This is a genomic window from Streptomyces lushanensis (assembly GCF_001700515.1).
In the GTDB taxonomy this organism is placed as follows: Bacteria; Actinomycetota; Actinomycetes; order Streptomycetales; family Streptomycetaceae; genus Streptomyces; species Streptomyces lushanensis.
This window is the reverse complement of record NZ_MAUD01000329.1, coordinates 1-2,281: the sequence shown is the minus strand read 5'-3', so window position 1 is coordinate 2,281 and position 2,281 is coordinate 1. Positions and strand designations below refer to the sequence as shown.

At 67.6% G+C, this 2,281-nt stretch carries 2 protein-coding genes; both read right to left on the bottom strand.

The features are described 5' to 3' along the window. A partial coding sequence (pgi, locus tag BFF77_RS24580; protein WP_066953508.1) for a glucose-6-phosphate isomerase occupies nt 1-1,583 on the bottom strand: 1,583 nt, incomplete at its 3' end. A gap of 222 nt (nt 1,584-1,805) precedes the next feature. Then, nucleotides 1,806-2,141, bottom strand: a complete 336-nt coding sequence (locus BFF77_RS24575; protein ID WP_003976875.1) for an RNA polymerase-binding protein RbpA — start codon at nt 2,139-2,141, stop codon at nt 1,806-1,808. Between the last annotated feature and the right edge of the window lie 140 nt (nt 2,142-2,281).

The following is a 2,281-nucleotide window of genomic DNA, read 5'->3' as shown; positions in this document are numbered from 1 at the left end:
TCCTCACCGGTGAGGACGGGCTCGATCCGCTTGGCGAGCACCTTGCCCAGCTCGACGCCCCACTGGTCGAAGGAGTCGATGTCCCAGACGGCGCCCTGGACGAACACCTTGTGTTCGTAGAGCGCGATGAGCTGGCCCAGCACGGACGGTGTGAGCGCCTCGGCGAGGATCGTGGTCGTCGGGTGGTTGCCGCGGAAGGTCTTGTGCGGCACCAGCTCCTCCGGCACACCCTCGGCCCGTACCTCTTCCGGCGTCTTGCCGAAGGCCAGCGCCTGCGTCTGCGCGAAGAAGTTGGCCATCAGCAGATCGTGCTGCGCGACCAGACCGGGCCGCAGATCGTCCACGGGCCGGGCGAAGCCGATGAAGTCCGCCGGGATGACCTTGGTGCCCTGGTGGATCAACTGGTAGTACGCGTGCTGCCCGTTGGTACCCGGAGTGCCCCAGACCACGGGCCCGGTCTGCCATTCGACCGGACGGCCCTCCCGGTCCACCGACTTGCCGTTGGACTCCATGTCGAGCTGCTGGAGATACGCCGTGAACTTCGACAGGTAGTGGCTGTAGGGCAGGACGGCGTGCGACTGGGCGTCGAAGAACGATCCGTACCAGATGCCCAGCAGCCCCAGCAGCAGAGGCGCGTTGGCCTCCGGCGGCGCGGTGCGGAAGTGCTCGTCCACGAGATGGAAGCCGTCGAGCATCTCCCGGAAGCGGCCGGGACCGATCGCGATCATCAGCGAGAGACCGATGGCCGAGTCGTACGAGTAGCGCCCGCCGACCCAGTCCCAGAACTCGAACATGTTGGCCGTGTCGATACCGAACTCGGCGACCTTGCCCGCGTTGGTGGACAGCGCCACGAAGTGCTTGGCGACGGCCTCCTGCCCGGCGCCCAGCCCGGTCAGCAGCCAGGAGCGGGCCGAGGTGGCGTTGGTGATGGTCTCGATCGTGGTGAAGGTCTTGGACGCGATGATGAAGAGCGTCTCGGCCGGGTCCAGGTCCCGTACGGCCTCGTGCAGGTCCGCGCCGTCCACGTTGGAGACGAAGCGGACCGTGAGGTCGCGGTCGGTGAAGGAGCGGAGCACCTCGTAGGCCATCGCGGGACCGAGGTCGGAGCCGCCGATACCGATGTTGATCACGTTCTTGATGGGACGCCCGGTGTGGCCGGTCCACTCGCCGGACCTGATCCGGTCGGCGAACGCGCCCATCCTGTCGAGTACGGCGTGCACCGCGGGTACGACGTTCTCGCCGTCCACCTCGACGACGGCGCCGCGCGGGGCGCGCAGCGCCGTGTGCAGTACCGCGCGGTCCTCGGTGGTGTTGATCTTCTCTCCGCGGAACATCGCGTCCCGCAGCTCCGCCACGCCGGTCGCCGCGGCCAGCTCGTGAAGGAGCGTCAGCGTCTCGTCGGTCACCAGGTGCTTGGAGTAGTCCAGGTGGAGATCGCCGACCTGGAGGGTGTAGCCGGTGCCGCGCGCCGGATCGGCGGCGAACAGCTCCCGCAGATGCGTCTGCCCGAGCTGTTCACGGTGCTTGCCGAGCGCGTTCCACTCGGGCGTCCGGTTGAGCCTGGTACGGCCTTCTGCGTTCATCTCGGACATCGGTCCACTTCTTCTCGTGCGTGTGTGCGTGCCCTGCTGCCCGACCAACCTATGCGATCAGGGTGACCGCGCGATGACCGGACGACACGGGTCACGGACGGGGCAGAAGAAACCGGCCGGACACCTGTTGGGTGTCCGGCCGGCTGAAGTATGTCCAGATCTTGATGTGTCCGGATCTCGGTATGTCCGGATCCGGAGGTCCAGATCTCGTGTCTAGATCTCGCCGCGCAGTTTGGCGAGCGCTTCGGCGAGGATCGCTTCGCCGTCCGCGTCGCTGCGTCGCTCCCGTACATAGGCGAGGTGCGTCTTGTACGGCTCGGTGCGCGGCGGGTCCGGTGGATTGTCCCGGTCCTGACCGGCCGGGAATCCACAGCGCGGGCAGTCCCACGTCTCCGGAACCTGTGCGTCACTGGCGAAGCTCGGCTGCGTCTCGTGCCCGTTGGAGCACCAGAAGGAGATGCGCAGGCGGGGCGCGGACTCGCCACGCTCAGCCTCACCCATCGGCCCCGCTCCGACCCGGCTTCCCCGGATCGCGTTGCCACTTGCCACGGTCGTAACTCCCTGCGTGATGGTGCCGCAAAGCATCGATAGGCAGCTCCGCTGCCGGGCGCCCCAGTCTACGTAAGGCCCAACGCGCGTCCAGTGAAGGGAGTTACCCCCTGCCGCCCGGCGCGGAACCCCATGATAGG